Source organism: Prevotella sp. 20925_1_30 (assembly GCF_041433025.1).
GTDB lineage: Bacteria > Bacteroidota > Bacteroidia > Bacteroidales > Bacteroidaceae > Prevotella > Prevotella vespertina.
Map to the genome: position 1 here is coordinate 1 of NZ_JAPWAR010000055.1, position 3,790 is coordinate 3,790.

Here is a 3,790-nt window from a genome sequence, read left to right on the forward strand (position 1 = left end):
AAGCCCCCCCGTTGCCTTTTATAACTCTGCAAGTCTCGTTGTTGCCTTTATGATAAGGTCTTTCAGTTGTTCCTTATTCAGCTTGGGCAATAAGTCAATGACCATAAAGTTCTCCGTGTCCTCAATATCTATACCTTTCTTTGCAAGAATGGTCTTAATGTCAAGCTGACTAAAGTCATTATAAGACTTACCACTTGTCACTTGTGGCTCTTCATTGTTTGTGAAGATGTTGTTTACCTCAATGCTTGATGGCTCACCAAAACCAATGAAAGCGTCAATACGAAATTTACGTTCTTCTTGCTTGTCTGTGTCATAATAGCAAAAGTATTGTCCCGTAATATCTATATTATCCGAAAGAATGCCATGTGCATATCTCACAGAACCATCAACTTTACGATAAGCGAAAGCCGTAACTCCGTCTTTCTTCATCTTCTCTTTTAGCTTAACAACAAGTGCAAGACAAATATCATGATGTTCTGCTATTGTCCCTTTACGAAGTTCGCCTACCTCAATGAGATTGTCAATGAGAAACGACCTCCAAGCCTTACAATCTACATCATAGTAAGCAAGTGTAAATTTGCTATGGTGATGAATGCTGTTGCCCTTAATGGTGTGTCCTATACCATATAGCGTACCACACGCATGACGTTCTGTGCCGTCTTTCTTACGATACACGAAAGAAACAATGCCTTTGCGAAGTTTCTCAACTAAAGTCTCAAATAGATTTTCCATATTGATGAGATTGTTATTTGTTTATGTAAAACATCGTCAAGCATTAAAAACTTGACGATGTGATATTTCATTTTCCCTTTCAAGAAGTTCTTCTATGTCTTCTGTTGAATTTACCTCGGTCTCCTTGAAGTAGAAGTGGGTGTCAAGTGAGCCGTTCACATAGCAATCAAAGTCTTCTCTATCACAGCCTTTATTATCAACATATTCATACACAACTTTAAACCAAAGTATATCCATCAAGCAGTTTCTTACATTTCGTATATCAAATCCTGCACTCTCAATAGCATCGTCTAAATCTTCACTTGTCCAATCGTAACCAAAATCAGATTTGAAGTTTTCAAACTTATAATCTTCCTTACAGAAGCCTAACGATAGCAAGATAGCATAGTTGTTTGTCATAATTCTTGTTGTTAATAAGTGATACATTTCCCTCTCGTTCAACTGCTATTGCAGCATCACGGTCAGGCTTTCAAATTTTACGTGCAATGAGGTAGTAAGGTCATTAGGAAGATAAACAAAGTAATTTAAGGATATTCTTATGGAAAACCCAAATCTTTGATTTGTGGAAGGCTGCCGTGAGAATATTCTTAAATAGCGTAGCGGTACTTTGTGTTCTTACGACCTTGCTTACCTTTGCAAAGGAAAATTAAAGCCAGATCGTGTATGCAAGGAGTGTAAACGACTACAACGAACACAGGGCTATGCCCTAAACTAAAGGGTAAAGAATAGCAAAGTTGCCGTAGGCTTTAAAACAAGATACTGTCATAACCGCTCTCCCAAAGTCCCTTGAAAACCTCTGTCGAAATGTTTCGTAGAACATGAGACCGTGATTTTCATGGGATTAAAACAGCACAGACTGTTTTAAGGGTTTCGGCGTAGCCTGTGTTTTGTAAAGCAGAAAAGAAAAGCACGCTCATGTATATGAGATAAGTGCGTTTCTGATGCTTAGCGGAATACTGGCGAAGCTGTGGGGGATAAAGCAGAATCATTAGGGAAAAGCAAGAAAGAGAAAAACTTGCGATAGCGTGTTTGATAGGGCTATGATTGATGTGTGCTGCGACCATCTGGCGCAGCACAAAAAAGAAGCTGGCAATCTTTAAGAAAACCAGCATTTAAGATGATATATACACTTATTCTTACAAAAGGATTACGCTAAACCAAAAGTGAATTTATAAGATTTCAAAAGTATAAACGTAATCATCACTTCCTGGGTCATCATAATTAGCATAGAACTTTACTTTTCTTGGCTCAACTTCTGCTATTGTAGCATTGTCTGCTAACAAGCTATTTCCATTCTTTAGCTCAACAAAAAAGCGTCCAATATAGTCAGATTTATATCCCATGGAAAGAAATCATATAGAGAGCAACCTTTCTCACGGACATCATAGCCGAAGAATCTTGCACACTCCTCAATTTTCTCTCTTAGTTCGGTTTCAGTTGAAACATTAGCACACTTGTTTCTGAATTTCTCGATTGTAAACATAGCTTTTAGTTTTATGATTGTAAATTTAATAAATTCTCTACTTGCATGTAAGTTGCAAGTAGAAAAATAGATATAAAGATTACTTATGCAGTGTAACCATATACAACGTATTATTGGAAGTTGCTTAATTCTGCTTTACGCTCCAACTTCACAATATCCTCCCATGAACACCATTCAGGTTTTAAGTCTTCGGGGATTTCGTGCCAACGTCTCTTTAGTTCGTCTATAGTTTCCGCAATGGTATCACCCCAAAGACCATATTTATCATTGTGATAACGAAAGTCTTGCTTATCACGTTCTTCCTCGCCTGTCTCTCCAAAATATGCTGTCAAGTCATTGTATATCTTCGATAACATCATATACCTTCCTCTGCAATGGTACTCTCTAACTTCTCTATCTGTGATAGGGTTTATGACTTCAAAATCACACTGCAAAGGAAATCCTGGTTCTCCGTCCATATCATTAGATGGAAGACAATGATATAACTCCGTTGGAATTGCGTTGGTAGCTGTATTTAGGTCAAGGTAAAAATTACCTTTCTCATCCTTATAAGCAATCTGCCCACTGTAGTTTCTTCCTACTCTCTGTAACTTTAATTTTTCCATATGTGCTATTTTAAAGTGAATACTTTTCCCTTTAGTTCTCTACTTTTTACAGCAGGAGACTATCGAGCTTTCAAATTTTACGTGCAAATAAGGTAGTAAGGTCATCAGGAAGATAAGCAAAGTAATTTAAGGATATTCTCATGGAAAACCCAAATCTTTGATTTGTGGAAGGCTACCGTGAGAATATTCTTAAATAGTGTAGCGGTACTTTGTGTTCTTACGACCTTGCTTTCCTTTGCAAAGGAAAATTAAAGCCAGATATGTCTACTGTAGAATAGTTGAAAACTAATCAAGATAGATATTTTGAAGATTTATCACTCAAAATATCGTATATAGGGCTTATTTTGTAACTTTGGAGTAATCTAAGACAATAAAGGCTATGGTAAAGGTAATACATGTGCAACTGATGGAAGGGAGGAAGAACTATTACTTCGGTTCTATACCTGCAATTTATAGCGTATTGACGGCAGAAGATATCGGCATCAAGCGACGTTCGTTGGAAAGAGTAGGGCTAAGCAAGGGAGGAGTGGTTTTAAACAAGAAAGCCATCATTCGAGCGTCGGAGTTGATTAGGACAAAAACGAACCGCAAGGGAAAGTGATTTGCAAGTGGCGAAAAAAATCCGATAAATGAAACGTTTGATATAATCTGATATAAAAGGTTCGATTCCTACTTTTTATGACTTCTGTTATTCATTGAAAAACAGGTAATTACAAATACTGAAAAATATTTACATAAAAAAGCGCTTTTCAGGATTGAACAAATTTTCGGAGAAAAAAGTGGGGCAAAAAGTGGGGCAAAAAATGGGGCAACTTTGGGGCAAAAAGTGGGGCAACTTTTTAGTATAGATAAATAAAAAGTCCCTAAGTTGTTGTAACTTAGGGACTTAACTCGCTGTGCGATGCGGAGAGAGAGGAAAATGAATATTCCTTGTATCTCCTTGTATCATAGTTCTTTATAAACCTTCTTC

Annotated in this window: 5 protein-coding genes; 1 reads left to right on the forward strand and 4 read right to left on the reverse strand. The window is 37.1% G+C overall.

All coding sequences use genetic code 11. The features are described from left to right. Positions 1-18 precede the first annotated feature (18 nt). The 4 genes from O3603_RS11855 to O3603_RS11870 all read right to left on the reverse strand — a co-directional run bounded on the left by O3603_RS11855 (position 19) and on the right by O3603_RS11870 (position 2,820). Positions 19-732, reverse strand: a complete 714-nt coding sequence (locus O3603_RS11855; protein WP_018911162.1) for an SH3 beta-barrel fold-containing protein — start codon at positions 730-732, stop codon at positions 19-21. Positions 733-768: 36 nt separating this feature from the next. Continuing rightward, the gene (locus tag O3603_RS11860) at positions 769-1,131 is read right to left on the reverse strand and encodes a hypothetical protein (RefSeq protein ID WP_018911161.1); all 363 of its coding nucleotides are present in this window, start codon (positions 1,129-1,131) and stop codon (positions 769-771) included. Positions 1,132-1,901: 770 nt separating this feature from the next. Further along, positions 1,902-2,075: a hypothetical protein gene (locus tag O3603_RS11865; RefSeq protein WP_371523033.1), complete on the reverse strand. Its 174-nt coding sequence runs from the start codon at positions 2,073-2,075 to the stop codon at positions 1,902-1,904. 250 nt (positions 2,076-2,325) lie between these two features. After that, positions 2,326-2,820 (reverse strand): LPD11 domain-containing protein, encoded by a 495-nt coding sequence (locus O3603_RS11870; protein WP_371523034.1) that lies wholly within the window; start codon positions 2,818-2,820, stop codon positions 2,326-2,328. 379 nt (positions 2,821-3,199) lie between these two features. Between O3603_RS11870 and O3603_RS11875 the strand changes: the two genes are divergently transcribed. Beyond that, positions 3,200-3,421 carry a hypothetical protein gene (locus tag O3603_RS11875; protein WP_100016360.1) on the forward strand — a complete coding sequence of 74 codons (222 nt, stop codon included), beginning with the start codon at positions 3,200-3,202 and terminating at the stop codon, positions 3,419-3,421. Positions 3,422-3,790: the final 369 nt, after the last annotated feature.